General features: G+C 51.4%; 15 protein-coding genes. All 15 read right to left on the bottom strand.

The annotated features are described in order from the left end of the window. Nucleotides 1-11 precede the first annotated feature (11 nt). The 15 genes from EBL_RS19685 to tssK all read right to left on the bottom strand — a co-directional run bounded on the left by EBL_RS19685 (nt 12) and on the right by tssK (nt 19,057). Nucleotides 12-866 (bottom strand): hypothetical protein, encoded by an 855-nt coding sequence (locus EBL_RS19685; RefSeq protein ID WP_002445535.1) that lies wholly within the window; start codon nt 864-866, stop codon nt 12-14. After that, complete coding sequence (locus tag EBL_RS20800; protein ID WP_014715906.1) at nt 863-3,358, bottom strand: penta-EF hand family protein; 2,496 nt, start codon at nt 3,356-3,358, stop codon at nt 863-865. Before EBL_RS20800 ends, EBL_RS19685 begins: the two co-directional genes overlap by 4 nt. 117 nt (nt 3,359-3,475) lie before the next feature. Next, nucleotides 3,476-4,087, bottom strand: a complete 612-nt coding sequence (locus tag EBL_RS05560; RefSeq protein WP_014715905.1) for a hypothetical protein — start codon at nt 4,085-4,087, stop codon at nt 3,476-3,478. A gap of 75 nt (nt 4,088-4,162) precedes the next feature. Further along, nucleotides 4,163-5,250 (bottom strand): IS3 family transposase gene (locus EBL_RS05555; RefSeq protein WP_126298247.1). Its coding sequence is split into 2 segments (ribosomal slippage): nt 4,163-4,998 and nt 4,998-5,250, totalling 1,089 coding nucleotides; the frame shifts between segments, so codons are not numbered across the junction. A 37-nt stretch (nt 5,251-5,287) separates the two neighbouring features. Continuing rightward, nucleotides 5,288-5,614, bottom strand: coding sequence for a hypothetical protein (locus tag EBL_RS20490; RefSeq protein ID WP_014715902.1), 327 nt, complete (start codon nt 5,612-5,614; stop codon nt 5,288-5,290). Beyond that, entirely contained in the window at nt 5,611-5,916 is a 306-nt protein-coding gene (locus EBL_RS20485; protein ID WP_002445594.1) for a hypothetical protein, read from the bottom strand. The genes EBL_RS20490 and EBL_RS20485 overlap by 4 nt, the downstream gene beginning before the upstream one ends. Before the next feature lie 251 nt (nt 5,917-6,167). Then, on the bottom strand, nt 6,168-6,659 hold the full coding sequence (locus EBL_RS05545; protein WP_002445592.1) for a hypothetical protein: 492 nt from the start codon (nt 6,657-6,659) through the stop codon (nt 6,168-6,170). A gap of 176 nt (nt 6,660-6,835) precedes the next feature. Continuing rightward, on the bottom strand, nt 6,836-7,210 hold the full coding sequence (locus tag EBL_RS05540; protein ID WP_014715901.1) for a lysozyme inhibitor LprI family protein: 375 nt from the start codon (nt 7,208-7,210) through the stop codon (nt 6,836-6,838). Further along, complete coding sequence (locus tag EBL_RS05535; RefSeq protein ID WP_014715900.1) at nt 7,207-9,492, bottom strand: hypothetical protein; 2,286 nt, start codon at nt 9,490-9,492, stop codon at nt 7,207-7,209. Before EBL_RS05535 ends, EBL_RS05540 begins: the two co-directional genes overlap by 4 nt. An 11-nt stretch (nt 9,493-9,503) precedes the next feature. Further along, complete coding sequence (locus EBL_RS05530) at nt 9,504-11,858, bottom strand: type VI secretion system Vgr family protein (protein ID WP_002441132.1); 2,355 nt, start codon at nt 11,856-11,858, stop codon at nt 9,504-9,506. Further along, on the bottom strand, nt 11,858-14,503 hold the full coding sequence (gene tssH, locus EBL_RS05525) for a type VI secretion system ATPase TssH (RefSeq protein WP_002441134.1): 2,646 nt from the start codon (nt 14,501-14,503) through the stop codon (nt 11,858-11,860). The genes EBL_RS05530 and tssH overlap by 1 nt, the downstream gene beginning before the upstream one ends. Before the next feature lie 277 nt (nt 14,504-14,780). Beyond that, nucleotides 14,781-15,272 (bottom strand): type VI secretion system effector Hcp, encoded by a 492-nt coding sequence (gene hcp / locus EBL_RS05515; RefSeq protein ID WP_002441138.1) that lies wholly within the window; start codon nt 15,270-15,272, stop codon nt 14,781-14,783. Nucleotides 15,273-15,276: 4 nt separating this feature from the next. Then, a complete protein-coding gene (locus tag EBL_RS05510; RefSeq protein WP_002441140.1) occupies nt 15,277-16,959 on the bottom strand; it encodes an OmpA family protein in 1,683 nt (560 codons plus the stop codon). Next, a complete protein-coding gene (tssL, locus tag EBL_RS05505) occupies nt 16,959-17,711 on the bottom strand; it encodes a type VI secretion system protein TssL, short form (protein ID WP_002441142.1) in 753 nt (250 codons plus the stop codon). Before tssL ends, EBL_RS05510 begins: the two co-directional genes overlap by 1 nt. Further along, the gene (gene tssK, locus EBL_RS05500; RefSeq protein WP_002441146.1) at nt 17,708-19,057 is read right to left on the bottom strand and encodes a type VI secretion system baseplate subunit TssK; all 1,350 of its coding nucleotides are present in this window, start codon (nt 19,055-19,057) and stop codon (nt 17,708-17,710) included. Before tssK ends, tssL begins: the two co-directional genes overlap by 4 nt. Nucleotides 19,058-19,074 lie beyond the last annotated feature (17 nt).

The following is a 19,074-nucleotide window of genomic DNA, read 5'->3' as shown; positions in this document are numbered from 1 at the left end:
ATCCATTGGAATCATTTTATATTATCTGATTTTACCCATTTAACCAACGGGTTACCCCTATGGCTAATATAGCCTATTTCCATCCATTTTTTATCTGGTGATAACTGAATGATTTTCACTTTATCTCCAGTAACTAAGTAAGTTTTAGTTATTGAACTTTCATCAGGAGATGAATATAAATATGATTTACTTACACTAATTGATGATGATATCTCTAACTTATTAATGTAATTTAATATACTACGCTGAACTACCGGTCTTACTTCCTCGTTTTCTTTTAATAAAGTCTGGTAATCGTCAACATTTTCGTTACTAACTTTATCACAACGCATCAAGTTACTGGCATCCATTACTTTAAGGGTTGAATATGAATTTTTAATCCGTTTTACAGAAGGTTTCATAGTAAGAAAATCAAAAGTGTCTGCATCACTATCATCAGAACTAGCAAGAATATCTTTACCTTTAGTCCATTGATAACTACAAACTTCACCATCCCAATCACTTACAATGCACCCATTGCGCATATCAATCACACTACAATATGCTTTACTTGCATACTGTTTAGTGCCGTTACCAAAATCAAGAACATCTCCAGCAACACTATTAACAACAAGATAGCTGCCACTAGGTGACACCTTGCTAGAGCCATCTTCTGTATAGTATCGTTCAGCACGACTAAGATCTATTTTCTTACCACCTTGACTAAATATCAATTTACTCCATGCATCCGGATCAATATTATTACCATATTTAGGCTGACTAAAAATAATCGAATTCCCATTTTGAGACTTTACCTCTATATCAGCATAAGCAAAATTACAAACGGCAACAAATATCATAAACACAAATAGAAAATCATTCTTCATAATTTCGCCTTCAATTGATTATATCTTTTAGTAGAGTCAGTCATTCGTCGTGTTAGTCTATATTCATCCAATAATAAACTTTCATTTCTTTCATGCTGAGCCCCCCACATTTTTGGATCAGGATTTATTGATGGATTATGGGAATGAAAATTCTTGATTGCTTTTTTAAAATCCGCTGTGACATTAGCTGGTCTATTAACAGACTCATCTAAAACTAATGCCCGTCCAAAATTACTTTTTGCATAATCTTTAATTTTAAGCCCATTACCCACAGAACCGTTTTCTGCATAATGAAGCCGTTTAACAAAATCAATGAGTTGTAAATCCAGATATTCCGGAAGAGATATTAGCTTAACTAATGCAGCCAGCGGCTTATTGTAAATAATTTTTCTAAATGTTGTTTCACTGCATCCATTTCTAATCAGATATTTAAGCTCCGTTGCAGTTATTTTTTTGCCGCCGGTCAATTCCGTATCACTATAATACACAATAGAAGATGTACCACGCCCCTCTACAGTCCAACCACAATTGACAGCATGGGCAATATATAAATCTGAATGAGCATCTCTGAATGCCGCGATCTGAGCAGATAGCTCCCCTTTTCCTTCTAATCCAGCACCATCTTTTACAGTCTTCTGCATAGCCCCTGCAGTTATAACCTCGCTATCGTACGATTGAATCGCATCCATATTTCCTTCATTTTGAGACATTGCGATAAGAATATCTTTTTCATTCTCAGTGATCTCACCTGATTTCAATAGTTCCTCCCAGCGAGGATATTTATCCAAAGAAATTGTCCCGCTATAGATAGGCCCATAATGAGTACCATATCTTGTTACTTTGAATTTATCAGCATATTTTAATTCACAGTCACATGCAGTATCTTTCAATGCTGACAAAAACACCACCGGATGCATATGCCAGACAGGCTCACCGCTGCTGAATCCCTCCACCTGACTCATCCATTCCATATCGTCAAACCACTTTCTGACGTAACTGACACACAGCGGATCCAGCTGCGTTAAAAACGCTCTCCAGCGGTGGTGGCTGCTGCCTCCGAACCACTCACTGTCGTGCCTGACCACCATTCGCGCCACGATATCCCTGACATCCAGCTCCTCGTAATTCACCGCATGACGCAGCTCATCACCGGAAAGATCGCCACTGTTATCATTGTCCATTTTCCGCAGCAGGGCTTTGTAGTAGTCTGAGACCCGTTTTTCCCGGATACCGCGCTCAGGCCGTACCCACTCCGCTATTCTGGTGAATCCGTCCTTAATCCACCCCCCATGCAGGGACTTCGTCATATCGGATATGGGCAACTCCTCGAAGGTACTGAACCCCAAATCCATCAGGTCGTACTGGCCGATATCGGCATCGACATCCTCTTCGCTGAGCCAGGCCCCGTCCCCGATATCAAACCAGCGCTTACCGCTGCTGTCGGTGAACGGACGGCATTTGTCCTGCGGCATAATTTTGTGAATATCTTGCTTCACCTGTCCTCGGGTCCGGGTGAAGGTATCGCCGGAACGGCTATAAATGGCGCTTTCCGGGTGGATATGAACGTATTTCAGGCCGCTCTTCACCTGTGCCTTATTACTCAGAAAATCGATCATCCGGCTGTCGGTGCTCAGTACTTCAATATGTGCGAACGCACTTTTCTCCACGCCGCCCGTGCCGTCAGGGGCAATGTCTTCCGCGAGGTAACCCACAGCATCGCCAGCTGCAACTTCCATTTTGGTTACCGGTTTAACGACGGTATCAAAAACCCCCTGCGTAACAGCCTGCTGCATCCAGGCCGGCAGGTGCGCCCTCTGTTTACCGGCAGGTGTCATATATTGCGGGTCAAGCGACACCCAGAACGCCACACCGGTTATTTCGGATTTACCGTTCAGCATCCGGGCAAGCCCGAACGTCTGCGCCCGCCCCTTCAGCCTGAAGGTGATCTCACGCAGCACAATAACCCTGTCGCCCGTTTTCAGCTTATTATTCGCAACCGGAGCCTTATCTCCGTCTTTTTCTTTTCCGGTATATTCACGCTGACTCAGCCTGTCCCCCTTCTCAGTAACCTGATACAGCCGGTGTTCCGGAAAGGCCGACAGCGGAGCAAGCCCGATATACAGCGCGTAAAAATCGAGGCTGTTATCCTTCTTTCCGGGATCCGGGGTACAGGTGGATTTAACCAGCACAAACGTACCGGAATACTGCAGCGGGTTATTAATGTATTTACCGGTCAGATAGTCCCGGTTAATACGCCAGGCCACCACCTCACCGCCCGCCATAAACTGAAGCGGCACCGCAGTATCTGCCGTCTCGTTTGTCAGCACAGAGCCAGGAGCACTCTTACGGGTGATGTGGATCCCCCCGTGCCACATATTATTCGTTCCGGCCAGCCAGGAGCCGTGTGGCTCCTGACAGAGCGGCTGCATCATTTCATCCAGGGTGGCGTATTGTTCACCATTCGCTTTGCGGGCAGGAAAACATGTTTTCATTAAGGTTATCCTTAATGTGAATAAAGGGATCTTACCAGGCCGGGATGCGCTTAGGTTTAACCAGAAGATTACCTCACCATAGCATCTGAAATTAATACACTCGGACCTCAAGGCTGATTAGTTAAAAATATTCAAATCCTGACAGGAAATGTATCCATCAATAGATTTATTCTTAGGATTAGTATATTCGACAAAACATCTACTCTCACTAAAGTTTAAGAGAGTTATTTTATCCCCCTTAACCAGATATGACTTCAGTTTCTTCCCAGTCGATGACTGAAAATAAGCCTTTGAGGATTTAACTTCAAATGGAGAATTTCTATCTATGACTACATCTACTTTTGTAGCGACAGCCTTCTCAAAAGTTGATTTGCCATTCAGATTCTTCAAAACTTCAAAATCTATTGATGGTTCTGGAGTAGCCTGAATGACCACCCAAGTATCGCTTTCATATAATTCACAGGCGCTATTATTATTTTCACAAGAAATTATTCTATACTTTCCATTTTCTAAGTCGTATTTACTTTCGTACAATTTATAGACATATCTTTTTTCATTCTGAAACAGGATTATTGGCAAGTATTTAACTTTTCCATTTATAAAGTATAATGTATTGAGTTTATTATTTTTATCTGTGATTTTTTTGATAAATTCGTCACCTCCCCCCCCTGAAACAGATGATTTATTATCAATTTTCTTATCTAGTCCACAAAGACCCTCTTTGGACATAACGCCATTACTGCCACTTTTAAAATCCGCATAAATGGGTAATCCCCCCATTTTTAACGGAGGCGATAAGTAGAATCAGGTCATGCGTTGAATATGCTGCATTGGCGTGAAACCATTCAGTGCCATATTCGGACGCTCGTGATTATAAAACCATTGCCAGCGTGTGGCATAGCCCTGCAATTCGTCCAGTGATGTAAACAGGTGCTGTCCCAGCCAGTCATAACGTACAGTCCGGTTATATCGCTCAATATATGCATTCTGCTGAGGTTTTCCGGGTTGAATAAAACGCAGGGTGATATTCTGCTGAGCAGCCCATGACATCAGTATCTTGCCGGTATATTCTGGCCCATTATCACATCGTATTGCTGCTGGTTTACCTTTCCACTCAATCAGTTGTTCGAGTGTCCTCACCACACGATTTGCGGGAAGAGAAAAATCTACCTCAATGGCCAGCGCTTCACGATTAAAGTCATCGATAACATTCAGCAATCGGACGGAACGACCATCCGACAGTTGATCGTGCATGAAGTCCATCGACCAGCATTCATTGCGGCTTTCAGGCACCGCCAGCGGCTCGGGCTTATCCCGTTTCAGTCGTTTTTTCGGTTTAATTCGCCTGTTCAGCGACAACTCGCAATAAATCCGGTATACCCTTTTGTGATTGAACTTAAAGCCTTTTACGTTACGCAGGTACAAAAAGCACAGACCAAAACCCCAGTTGCGCTGACTGTCGGTGATACGGAGCAGCCAGTCAGCAATAACCGTGTTTTCTTCATTCAGTTGAGGCTGATAGCGATAGCAACTTTCGCTGACAGCAAACAACTGGCAGGCAAAACGTATGCTGACGCTTCGGTGTCTGACCGCGTCCTGTGCCATCTGCTTTCGCTGCGATGGCTTCACCACTTTTTTGCCATAGCCTCCTGAATAATTTCGGCTTTGAGCCGTTCTTCGGCATACATCTTTTTCAGGCGGCGGTTTTCATCTTCCAGCTCTTTTAGTCGGGCCATCATGGATGCGTCCATTCCGCCAAAGCGTGAACGCCACTTGTAGAAGCTGGCATTGCTCATACCATGTTCGCGGCACAGTTCAGCAACTGGCGTTCCGGCCTCAGCCTGCTTGAGGATGGCGATGATCTGGCTGTCGGTAAAGCGTGATTTTTTCATAGAGATCTCCCCGGTTCAGATTACGAGAAAATTCTACTTATGAACACACCGGTTTTTCGGGGGGATTACCAATGCAGTTAATCCTAAAATTAATATCATCCCGTTCAATTACTGAGAATACAGAGTAAGAGTCTAAAGAATTACTATCATGCACTACAGAGGGTTTTCCTCCGAAGTAATCAAAATAATACGATGCATTCCCTTCATCACGCTCGTCAAACTTAAGAAACGATCGACCATCATCTGATTTTATTTGATGTAAACTTTTATCATAAGATAATTTAGAACCCGTTTCAGTGGATGAAAATCCTACACTTACACTGCAAATAAAGAATCCAGAAATAAATGCACTAGTTTTTTTCATATCAAAAACCATTTGTATGATATTACCTTATAATAACTACTCACCTTTTCATTAAGTATTTCATTCCAATCGGTTGTAAAAGATAAGTGACGATCAGCTGAATCTTGCTCTTCTGTTTTCACAAAAAGCAATGGAATTGCTGATTTCGAACACTCGTACTTAACATACCCAATACCCAATACCCAATACCCAATACCCAATCCATCCTGAGATATTTGGATGAATTTGACATTCGTCTTCCCTGCACTAAAACATCCTACAGTTTCACTCGCATGAGCCATGAGCCATGAGCCATGAGCCATGAGCCATGAGCCTGAGTGATATAATAAATACTGAAAAAATTGCAACGAATACTTTTATTAATAAAGCTCTAAAGCTGTAATTTTATCATTTATATAATTGAGTGCATCCTGACACTCAGTTTCTTAAAACCTTCATCTCCAGAAAATTATCCTAATTTATTATTCACAGACAATACTTCCGGAATAGCCATGTGATTTATCACCCACTAACATTAAATATACGAGCTCACATTCAAGACAAATAATTAAAATCAGTTATATTTACTCTTGATGTATTGCTTAATAGATGCTGCATCTTTATATTTAAAATACACTTCATCACCGTTAAACTCACCATCCATACCGTTTAATGCAGGATCCTTTGTGATCACATCATTTAGAGTCAATGAGTCATTAATATATTTATAAGTGTAGACCTGATAAGCATTCCCATTGATAGACTCAGCTTGGTGCAGTTGATGCCAAGAGATTAAAACAACAACGTTTTTTACATTGTGAATTTTCATAAAAAACACAGTATCAATATTGGGAGTATCCCCAGCCACTTCATATTTATCAACTTGAATTTTTTTTGTTCCGGAATCGTAGTATAAACCGATAGGGAAATCAGGATTTGATTCTCTCTGAAAGTAGATTACTTTTTCGCCATCGATTTTAAACGGCCCTTGAACTATCTCACCCTGTCCATATGAAGGCAATGAACAGAATGCAAATAATAAACTACAAAGTATTTTGGAAAACATATATTAGTTCTTATTAATCTTCAGTAATTCTGCGACATTGTTAAACCTAATCCGACGGTCATCATATCCATTATGTCCACTATTTACTTTGAATGTCACATCATAAACACTTAAGTTTTTGGCCGATACATTTAATTCTTTGCTTACCCAAAATGAAAAAGCGGGCTCAACACAATTCAGTTGTATTTTTTGAGATATTCAATCCGTTCATTTGTTTTATCTAAAAGACATTTTTTATATATACTGGAGAATGCAGTCCCTGTTTTGGATTCATAAGTTTCATAATCACAGCTAGCGTCACGCATTTTTACCCATGCCAATTGAGATTTCTTAAGATATATATCGCGTGATTCACTTTGCCCATAAAATTCCGCCCCCTCCTTCTTAAACTCCTGAATTTGCTGTCTATATACAAAATTCAGTTCAGCATCTGCTTTAGAATATGCATCTTTTATTCTCTCAAAATTAACCCGTTCACTTGGAGAGTCAGCTTTTGCAATTGAAGATAATACAGACACAGTGAGTGCTAGCATGATAACTTTCTTCATCATAAATATCCTTTTCGTTCGTTGAATCTTTGAACTGGCACTCCAAATGAAGATTTCCAATAAGGATTGGAAATATTGGCTTTAAAATCGACCTCACCAGCTTTCAGATCTTTCATAAAATACTGCCTTGTTCTTAATGAATTATCCCCGCGAAATGTTAAATCCACGAGAACATCTTGAACTTTTTGGCTGTAGTCCTCAAGATTAACTGAGATTTGATGTCCATCAATAATGGCACCTTTCGCTACAACTCGTTTTGTTACAGTATATAAGTGATCATACACTGCATTAAATAGAAAGTGTTGCTGTTTTCTAGTTAAATACTGTTCTTCTTTAGGAACATGCCTATCAATGCTTTGACAATAAGTCAAAGCAGTCGCACCTTTCAATCCAACACTGCCCAAGATCCATACTTTAAGCGTTGACGGCAAGGGCTTTGTGTTTTTTTCCATTTCATTAAAAAGGCTTTCAATATATGATTTTGTTTGCTGTCCAAAGTCAAGACCACGACCGAATGTTACACCTGAGAGACCTATAACAACACCTTTATTGTTAGGTACATGAGGATGACGCGAAAAGTAAATACTATTTTCGATATCGTTCCCTTCAGCATTAAAGGTAAGCTGCCCTTTCGGTACTGTTAACCATTTTTTATCCATCTCATCGCCATCGGAATCACAAATACTATCCAAAAACACCACCGGATGCATATGCCAGACAGGCTCACCGCTGCTGAATCCCTCCACCTGGCTCATCCATTCCATATCGTCAAACCACTTTCTGACATAACTGACACACAGCGGATCCAGCTGCGTTAAAAACGCTCTCCAGCGGTGATGGCTGCTGCCACCAAACCACTCACTGTCGTGCCTGACCACCATTCGCGCCACGATATCCCTGACATCCAGCTCCTCGTAATTCACCGCATGACGCAGCTCATCACCGGAAAGATCGCCACTGTTATCGCTGTCCATTTTCTGCAGCAGGGCTTTGTAGTAGTCTGAGACCCGTTTTTCCCGGATACCGCGCTCAGGCCGTACCCACTCCGCTATTCTGGCGAATCCGTCCTTAATCCACCCCCCATGCAGGGACTTCGTCATATCGGATATGGGCAACTCCTCAAAGGTACTGAACCCCAAATCCATCAGGTCGTACTGGCCGATATCGGCGTCGACATCCTCTTCGCTGAGCCAGGCCCCGTCCCCGATATCAAACCAGCGCTTACCGCTGCTGTCGGTGAACGGACGGCATTTGTCCTGCGGCATAATTTTGTGAATGTCTTGCTTCACCTGTCCTCGGGTCCGGGTGAAGGTATCGCCGGAACGGCTATAAATGGCGCTTTCCGGGTGGATATGAACGTATTTCAGGCCGCTCTTCACCTGTGCCTTATTACTCAGAAAATCGATCATCCGGCTGTCGGTGCTCAGCACTTCAATATGTGCGAACGCACTTTTCTCCACGCCGCCCGTGCCGTCAGGGGCAATGTCTTCCGCCAGATACCCCACAGCATCGCCTGCTGCAACCTCGAATGTAGCGGCAGGTCTGGCAACGGTATCAAAACCCCCCTGCGTAACAGCCTGCTGCATCCAGGCCGGCAGGTGCGCCCTCTGTTTACCGGCAGGTGTCATATATTGCGGGTCAAGCGACACCCAGAACGCCACGCCGGTTATTTCGGATTTACCGTTCAGCATCCGGGCAAGCCCGAACGTCTGCGCCCGCCCCTTCAGCCTGAAGGTGATCTCACGCAGCACAATAACCCTGTCGCCCGTTTTCAGCTTATTATTCGCAACCGGAGCCTTATCTCCGTCTTTTTCTTTTCCGGTATATTCACGCTGACTCAGCCTGTCCCCCTTCTCAGTAACCTGATACAGCCGGTGTTCCGGAAAGGCCGACAGCGGAGCAAGCCCGATATACAGCGCGTAAAAATCGAGGCTGTTATCCTTCTTTCCGGGATCCGGGGTGCAGGTGGATTTAACCAGCACAAACGTACCGGAATACTGCAGCGGGTTATTAATGTATTTACCGGTCAGATAGTCCCGGTTAATACGCCAGGCCACCACCTCACCGCCCGCCATAAACTGAAGCGGCACCGCAGAATCTGCCGTCTCGTTTGTCAGCACAGAACCGGGGGCACTCTTACGGGTAATGTGGATCCCCCCGTGCCACATATTATTCGTTCCGGCCAGCCAGGAGCCGTGTGGCTCCTGACAGAGCGGCTGCATCATTTCATCCAGGGTGGCGTATTGTTCACCATTCGCTTTGCGGGCAGGAAAACAGATTTTCATTACGGTTATCCTTAACGTGAAGGGATATGGCGTGTTCTGGAGGGCGTCACGCTGGCGCTCGTCTGGCTGAACTGCGGCGGCGTGATATCCATGCTGCCACCGGCCATCGGTGAGCGGTAATGTGCAGACCTGACCAGGTAATCACCCTGGGTTTCTTCCAGAATGCCGCCCTTATCCAGCGTGATACTGGATCCACCGCCGTTGAGCCGCAGTTTAGGCGCACTGATCAGCAGCTCATCCTTGTTACTGCTGATGGTAAACAGCAGCGCCGATGTCATCTCCATTGAGCTCGCCTCTGCACGGACCTCAACATCTCCCTGATTAGCAATCAGCTTTGCCCCGGCCTGGTGGGCAAACAGCCCGACAGACTCACTGGCAGCCAGCGTGATGTTCTTCATTGCCCCCATATCCAGATGCTGACCCGCATTCAGAATAGTGTTCTGCCTGCCGGTCATCTGAAGGTGCTCCCCCGAAGTGAACGCAATACCCTGCGGTGCACTGCCCAGCAGGGCGGCAGACTGAAGATCTCTCAGGCGTTTTTCCAGCAGCCGGTTCTGGCTTTCAAGGTCGCACGTGAGTGCCTGAGCCTGCTGCGCGAGCAGATTGAGCCGCTTCATTTCGGCCGCTGACTGATGCAGGCGCTCAGTCGCCGGCGCCATGTCCAGCGTTTTGCCCTGCGCCGCAGGCTGCGCATCGGCGGTCAGGAACATCCCCCGTCCGGCGCGCAGCACCCCGAACTCATCGGTACGCAGTTCAAATCCGGTACCGCGTGGCTCACGCTCACTGTCCACGATGTGGCCGCCGTTGAGTTGCGTCTTGCCAAAAGGTGTCGCGAGCTTGAAATGCTCTTCCTGACGCTTGTCTTCCAGGCGGAATTTGTTGTCCCCGGCCGTGCGCCAGATATTACGCGTATGGTTATCACGCGTGACGTGGTCAGGGTGTTCAGAATCGTGCCGGGCGTCGGCAATGTATGGCCGGTCAGGATCACCGCCATCAAACATCACCGAGACTTCGGTGCCATCAAGCAGCGGGGAGTGGAAACCGTAAGTATCTCCGGCATAAGGTTTTGCCATACGCAGCCAGAGGTAGGCATATCCCTGCTCAGTGCTGTTGCGGTCAAAATCGAGCCGGACGCGATAGCGCCCCTGGTTGTCGAGATAAGCATAAGTGTCATGCTTCTCATCGCTCTCCACCCGGGCAGGCAGGGAGCCAGCCATCACCGGGCGGTTCAGCAACCCAGGGCGGTAGCAGACCGTTTCGCTGTAAGGAATACCCGTGAACCGCAACTGGAAGCCCTTATCGCGTGCGCCTGAAGTGTAAATACCAGTGATGACGATGCCGTCCTTCAGCGACTCAGGCAGTCCGCGGCCCTGTGGCTCCAGCACTTCACCCGGGGCCAGAACCGGGCTACTCGCACGCCCCGTGACGGTCTGCTGAGCATTGAGGTAGCGCTCATGACGCAGGCGGGCATACCAGGCACCGCTCTCCGGAGTTGCCGCATCCCCCTGGCTCAGGAACGGCTCAGCGTAGTGATACACCTCACCGATGGTGGCCCCACCCTCCTGGCGAACCGTCACTGAACTGTCCTGTGGGGCCAGCGCATCGCGATAGTTATAATCGCGGGTAGCCACACTACCGGTGACCACACGGTCTGTTGGCCGAATATCCCAGGTGCTCTCCTGGCCGCTATCGCTGGCGCGTGACGGCGGAATAATGGGCAGCTTCACGCCGAACTGATACTGCATCTGGCTATCCTGAAAAATCACCACATCCTGTTCAATGCGGCTGTCCATTTCAAAGCGCCAGAAGATGCCCACCTCAGCCAGCAGGCGCTGAACAAAGGCCAGATCTGTCTCACTCCACTGGGTAATGAGCTCGCGGACCGGGTAGGTCTGCGACAGACGAAATTCAAAAGCCGCCCCTTCCAGCCCGTGGGAGCACAGTATCTGCTCTACCACTTCCGGCACGGACTGATTGAGATATACCGCGCAGCGCTCGGTGTGCTGCATCAGGGCGATACGCGGCACGAGTCGCAGGGCATAGGTGATTTCATCCCCCGACACAGAGATCCGACGGAATGTATCCACCACGCCATACACCGTGCGCACCGGCGCAGCTGGCGTACCATCAAACAATGGTGCCTGGAAGGTGAAAGAGGCCGGCTTCAGCATTACCTCATTGCTGGCGATGCTCGCCGCACAGGTGAAGGTGACATCGTAGCACCACGGCTGGCTCAGCCTTTCACTGGCACGAAAGCGCAGGACGTCGAGAAAATGCGGGCATTCATGGACATCCACACGATAACGGGACAGCCCCAGCGCTTCATCGATTTTCTTCTGTGCCAGACTGGTAATACTCTCCATCATTACGCCTCTCCTGTGGTATCCGTGGCATCAAATTCCAGCCCAATCCCCTCTTCATCATTCCAGCCGAGCGTCAGGGAGTGTGGTTTTTGTTTCGCGGCCATATACGTTAAAAGCTGCTGGCTCAGCACGGGGAGGATTTGCTGGCTGAGCAGACTGTCGACGTTACGCGCACCGGTATCCGGCAGCAGGCAGGCAGCCGTCAGGGCGTCATACAGCCCCCTGTCGATATGCGTAGTCAGACCGTAGTGTCGATACAGGCGCTTGCTGACCTGTGACAGCTTCATTTCCACGATGGTACGCATGGCCGCTTCGGCCAGCGGGCGGTAAATCACCGTCTGGAAGCGCGCCAGCAGTGCCGGCTGGAAGTGATCACGCAGAATCGGGCGCAGCAGCTCGTGCAGATCGCCTTCGCTGGCGTCCGGTTGCTCATCAAGCAGCTGCATCAGGTGGTCGCTGCCAAGGTTCGAGGTCATCATAATTACGGTGTTACGGAAGTCGATTTCACGCCCTTCCCCGTCGCGCATAAAGCCGCGATCGAACACCTGATAGAAGAGGTTCATCACGTCGCGGTGCGCTTTTTCCACCTCATCCAGCAGCACCACGCTGTAGGGGCGTTTGCGCACCGCTTCGGTGAGGATCCCCCCCTGGCCGTAACCTACGTAGCCCGGCGGCGATCCTTTCAGTTGGGAAACCGTGTGCGGCTCCTGGTACTCCGACAGGTTGATGGTAATAAGCGATTTTTCGCCGCCGTACATCACGTCCGCCAGCGCCAGCGCGGTTTCGGTTTTCCCCACACCGCTCGGCCCCACCAGCAGGAATACCCCCTGCGGGCCATTTTCTGACGTGAGGCCGGTTTTTGCCGCCCGCAGGCGCTGAGCAATAGCAACAAGCGCCACATCCTGCCCGACCACGCGCTTGCCGATTTCATTTTCCAGCGTCAGCAGTTCGGTCTGCTCGTCTTTCATCAGCGAGGAGAGCGGCACACCGGTCCAGTCGGCAATAACTGTAGCTACAGTGCGCGCATCCACATCCACCGGCAGCAGCTGCATGCTGTTCAGCGCCTGCTGCAGTTGACGGGTCTCCCCCTGGCGGGAGATATCCTGGCGGCTTTCCAGCAGTTGGCCGGTGAATTTCAGTGCTTCGCCATACCGGGTTTCCAGCACGTCCAGCTCAACAATAAGGCTGTTCTCCTCCTGCTCAATGGCCGCCAGGCGTTCATCATGGTTCTGATTACCCACGGCGATATCTTCCAGCAATGCCTGCTTTTCCATTTCCAGGGCGGTTATCTGCGCGCGGATGCGGGTTAATGGTTCCGGCACAGTATCAAGGCTCATACGCACTCGGGCGCTGGCGGTATCGAGCAGGTCAACGGCTTTGTCCGGCAGCTGGCGGCCCGTCAGGTAGCGGCGGGAAAGCGTGACGGCGGCGCGCACGGCTCCGTCGGTGATGTGCACGTTGTGGTGCTCCGCATAGCGGGATTTCAGGCCACGCAGCATCAGGCAGGCGGTGTCGTCGTCCGGCTCGTCCACTTTCACCATCTGGAAACGGCGCTCCAGGGCAGCATCGCGCTCGAAATACTGCTTGTATTCGGACCAGGTAGTGGCAGCGATGGTACGCAGTTCACCGCGTGCCAGCGCCGGTTTCAGCAGGTTCGCGGCGTCCGCCCCGCCCGCCTGATTACCGGCACCAATGATGGTGTGGGCTTCGTCGATAAACAGCAGCACCGGCACCGGTGACTGCTGCACAGCGTCAATTACGTTTTTCAGGCGCTGTTCAAATTCGCCTTTCACCCCTGCGCCCGCCTGCAACAGGCCAAGGTCAAGAGTGCGCAGAACAACAGGTTTGAGCGACTCCGGCACGTTACCTTCGGCAATACGCAGCGCGAGCCCTTCCACCAGCGCAGTTTTGCCAACGCCCGGCTCCCCCACCAGGATCGGGTTGTTCTTGCGACGCCGGGAGAGAATATCCACCATCTGGCGGATTTCAGTATCACGGCCAAATACCGGATCGATGTTGCCCGCTTTCGCTTTTGCTGTGATATCAAGGGTGAATTTATCCAGCGCGTTTTGCAGGGCCGGACTAAGCTCCCCCGCGTTGACATCCGCATCGGCAGGGTGCCCGGCAAGCTCTACCTCCCCACCATGGTTCCGGGCCAGTTCCGCTTCCTGCTGCACCTCGGGGCGCTCATCAGACTGCGCATCAAGCAGCGGACGCAGACGCTCCAGCTGGCTCTGGCCCAGTGTCAGCAACATCCACAGCCCATCGCAGCGCACCAGGCTCTGTTTTTCGGCCAGCGCCATCAGCAGGTGAACACTGCGGATCTGCTCTTCACTGTTGAGCGAGGCAATCAGCCAGGCTTCCTGCATCAGTGCCTGAATATTTTCCGAGAGCTGCGGGCGCTGGCGTACCGAGCGCGGCTGTTTATCCAGCCAGCCCAGCAAATCCTGCCACAGCGCGTCCATATCCCATTCGTAGCGGCGTGCCAGTACGGTCAGATCCCCTTCCCCCTGCTCCAGCAGCTTCAGCAGCCAGTGCTCCGGCAGGATTTCCGCATGGGCGCGAGTCTGGCAGAGCGAGGCGGCCCCCTCCATCGCGCGGGCACAATAAGGGTTCAGACGCCGAAGGAGAATTGCCGGGTTTTCCATATTGCTGTTCCTCACTGTTAAGGACCTTTCGGACACGCTACCGCCCATGGCCGTTACCAAGGCCCATAAGGTCTGTTTCCGGATATGATGTTTTTTGCTGAACACCCGCGCGGGCAGGCGCTCAGCAAAACAGCGGAAAGGTCACTCCCTTCCGCTTAAAAACAGGGATTACGCTGAAGAGTTCGTGTTGCAGGGAGGCAGCAAGTTCGCTTACCCCGACGAGCACGGGGTAAGCGAACGTAGCCAGCGCACCTGCAGCGCGAAAGATGACGCGTAATCAGGCGGTGGCGCGTTCGTTCCAGGAATCGGAATGAATAATGTTGCCGTCTTTATAGGTCCAGGTGATTTTTTCGTAACGCAGCTCAATCTGTTCGAGGTGATTGTGCTTCTCGTAGGACGGATCCTTGATGTCGTGCATCACCGGGTTCACTTTCACCACTTTCACGTTTTCGAGCCTGGTGTTGAAATACTCCACTTCCTGGCCCGCATCGTTGATTTTGTACCACCTGAATTCCGCAGACTTCAGGGTCTGGCCGGTGGTCACCGCCTTGTACAGATACGGACTGGAGGAGTCGATTTCCTTGGTAAACAGGAACGGGGTATGAATACGGGTACCGGTCAGCTTGCCGGTGTTGTTGTCGGTCGGGATGTACAGGTTATGCTCCTGCGCCACCACTTCGATGCTGCCGTCACGATCCTGAACGTCGACAGACCCTTTGATGTCCGCGCCGCCGTCGTCTTTCAGCCAGAGATAAACAGGAATTGCCATGGAATTACTCTCCATTGTGTTGTGATGCGCCATCATCCTGCGATGACGCCGGGGTGTGGCCCGGTATCTGACAGGCATCGGCCTGCGGTACCAGACTGATTTCGACACGGCGGTTGAGCGCACGGCCCTCCCGGGTGTCGTTGGTTGCGACAGGACGGCTTGCGCCATAGGCCTGTACCGCAAAACAGGTTTCCGGCACATCGCCGGTGTCACGCATCCAGTCGCGTACCGCTTCGGCACGCTTCAGGGAGAGCGTCTGGTTCAGTTGCGGGTTGCCGGTGTTGTCGGTATGGCCGGACACAACAATCAGCCAGCCCGGCTTCGCTTTGATGCCGACCAGTGACTGCACCAGCATTTTGGTGGAGCCGGTTTTCAGCACAGACTGGCCAGGGTCGAACAGCGATATACTGTCGAGACGGACAATTTTCGATACCGGCTTTGGCTTCGGATTTGATGGAGGCGGTGGAGGCACCCAGGTATCAATGGCCTGCTGCACCGCCAGCCACAGGCGGTTGCCCGGATACAGCCCAAGCCCGTAGCGGTGGGGTTCTCCCTGACGCTGCCAGCGTTCCAGCAACAACGCATCCTGCTGCAGGGCAAACAGGGCCTGCGCTTTCGGGGCATAGTGGTTCATCGGGATGGCCTGCCAGCGCTGAAGGTCGGCGCTGACCTTGCGAATAAGTGACTGGTTATGGCGCACAGACAGGGCAATGGCACCCAGGGTGCATAACAGCAGAACCATCACCACCTGACGCCCGGTTTTTCCACTCTGCAACGGGGTGGTATAAGGGGCCAGCAGAGGAAGTACCGCATCGGCAAAATGCCAGCGCGGTTCATACACCGTGACACGACCGGCTGGGGCAATGGGGGTCTGGCGGAACAATAATTGTGGCCACAGCGCGGCTGTCGAGGTGGCTACCGACCCGAGACGCAGAGTAACAGCAAAGGGTCGTACGGCCGGGCACAGCCTGTCCGCTTTGCCCAGCTCATCCAGCATCACGGAGTGAAGCAGTGATGTCGCCTGGGTCAGGTACGGCTGAATAAAGGCCGTCTGCGAAGACTGCTGCCATTCGCTGAGGATGACGGCAGGCTCATCTTCCGGGCACACAAGAGCCGTATTGCCCCGCACCACTATCCAGGGTGTTTCCGGACCGCTGAATTCGCTATTCAGGATCAGCGGTACGCTATAGCCGGTCAGTTCCCGCAACGGCTTCATCTGCAGGCGCAGCGCTTTCAGGGATGCGCGTAACAACGCCTCATCCTCATGCTGGTCCGGCAGGCAGCGGTACATCACGGCGAGCTGGCCTGCCATCGTTGGGGTGCGGGCCACCAGACGCTCTGCAAAAGGGATAAGCCCGGTCAGTTCCGCTACCCGGAGATACCACCCCTGTGCGGTGCCCCGGCCCGGGCCTCCGGCAAACATGGCATCATCCACATCTCCGCACACCAGCACCACCGGTCCTGTATGGCCTTCAGGCGGGAAGTAACCAGCTTCATCAACCTGCAGTGCTGGCCGTTTTTGACGGTAACGCCGGCAGATAATAGCAGCTGATATCAGCATAACGGGCAGCGTCAGCGCCGATTTGCCTGCAACTGGCCATGTGAGAAATCCCCAGACCAGCCACAACACTGCGATAAGGCACAGCAATACAGGCAGGGCAGCCCGGGCAAGTATTCGTCCACGCATCAGGGCTGCTCCGGCAGTTGCTGGTGCAGCAAGTCCTGCAACCACAGATGACCACCCAGCCACACAGCACCAGTCAGGAGCGCCGCCAGCACAATCCAGAACCAGATGGAACGCAGCAAGTTGTAACGACGTCTCCCGGTCTTCTGCACCACCAGAGAGGTGCCGGTCTCAAGCGGCGGCACGCGCTCATTCAGTGCTGCAATAACCTCATCACGACGGGACTGCCCCATGCCGGACAACCGGTACTGCCCCTGGAAACCGAGTGCCAGCACCCGCTGGTAACAGGCCAGCACGGCAGGCTCAGGCGCGGGGTGTCGCAGTATCTCCGCGATGCGGTCATACAGCGCTTCACCGGCACGCAGTGAGCCAAAGTACACCGTCTGCAACGGAGCTGAACGCCAGGTTCTCTGCCCCTCGTCCAGCGAGGCCATGTTCAGCGCGTCACGGGACGTTTCATCAGTGGAATGGCTTTCTGTGGCGTCTGTTCCCCTGACCTCCACGACTGCATTTTTCGGCTCCGGCCTGCGATTCAGAACGGTTTCATCCAGCAGAGCACACTGGGCGTAGGTAATGTGATCGATACTTTCTGCATCAAACCCGGCCCTGTCCAGCGCCTCGCGCACGCTCTCCACCTGCGCTTTACACGCGGCATAAAGCACCGGGCCATCCGTTACCCGCCCGCCGTGACGCAATTGCGCCACGGTGAGCCAGGTTTCTGCCAACAGGGCATCAATGTCGAAGTCCTTTATCATGAGCGCAGCACCGCAAACAGTTCGAGATCAAGTTCGCCGAGCACGGACGGAACATAGAAGACGCAGACCCCCTGATCCAGCATTTCACGGGCGGCATCACACTCCATATCCAGCACAAAGTACTGGTTCTCCAGACGCACCGGCAGCACAGCAGGCACGCGGTTCAGGGCAATGAGGCCAATACCTTCAACAGCCAGACCGGACACTTCGCCCACACTTGCCGGGGCACCGGCAATACAGACTTCGGCGAAGCGTTCAGCAATCTGCCAGGCTGGCTGGTTTGCCCGAACGGAGAGATAGAAATCGGCTTCATCGCGCAGACGAATATCGTGCAACACCGCCTTCCAGGTTTCGGGCTCCAGGCGATCCATACGGACAGCCACCACGCGTGATGGCAGGCTGGCTTCCAGCAGTTCGCTGATAAGGTCGAAGAGTGGCGGGAAGGTTTTCTCCGGCGCGAGGTGGTCATAACCCGGAATGGCATCCAGATCGTGCTCAAGCGAGAAAGTCAGCATACTGCCGGCAAGACGAGCCAGCTCGCCCCAGACCTGCTCAGGATGCCTGTCAGGGAAACGCGCATACTCAGAGAGCACACGGGCATGCGAATTCAGGGCATTCAGCAGCCAGAAAAGCGAAACATCAGCGACTGCAAAATCAGCCATCCTGTCGTTGCTCTCACGGCGCATGGACATCAGACGCTGACGGCGGGAGCGCAGCTGGCGATTCAGCAGTGCCAGGCGCTCACACAGATGACGACTTGCCGAGAACAGCGCCATCGGCGGGATAAAGTCAGGATCCTGACGCCAGCCCCCCTGCCCGTCCGGCAACAGACGGGCAATGGCGCAGGTATCCCAGGCGCCGTTGTCTTCATGTCCGAAACGGAATGCCAGGTTAAAGCGGGCCACCGCCATCGGCTCTTCTTCCTGACCGAAACAATCGGCGATCGTCTCCCAGGCTTCCCGATAACGCAGCGGGCGCTCAGCCGGGACCGTGTCCGTCTGCACATTCACGATCCCGGCCTGCATCACAGGCAACGCCACATATACCGTCACCGGGGCATTGCTGGCCGAATCCGGTGCCCCGATTTCACGCGGCTCCGGTGGCAGATCGCTGCACCGGGTATCAACCAGCGTGTCATCCGGGAGCCAGAGACGAAGTAACTGCGCCTGGACGCGACCGGAGGCCAGCATCGCTTCATCCAGCTCTACCCGACCAACCCCCCAGGGAAAGACATTTCCACGGGCGGCAATACCGGCCCGGGAAAATGCATCCCATTCAGATTGTTGCTGAAATTGTTGAGGGGCCAGAAGCGCCCCTTCATTCCATAACGGACGATGAATTTTCATCCCTGGTTTCCCCTCGC

Origin of the sequence: Shimwellia blattae DSM 4481 = NBRC 105725 (genome assembly GCF_000262305.1) — a bacterium.
Classification (GTDB): domain Bacteria; phylum Pseudomonadota; class Gammaproteobacteria; order Enterobacterales; family Enterobacteriaceae; genus Shimwellia; species Shimwellia blattae.
Note: the sequence above shows the minus strand (reverse complement) of the source record. Positions and strands in the feature narration are given on the sequence as shown.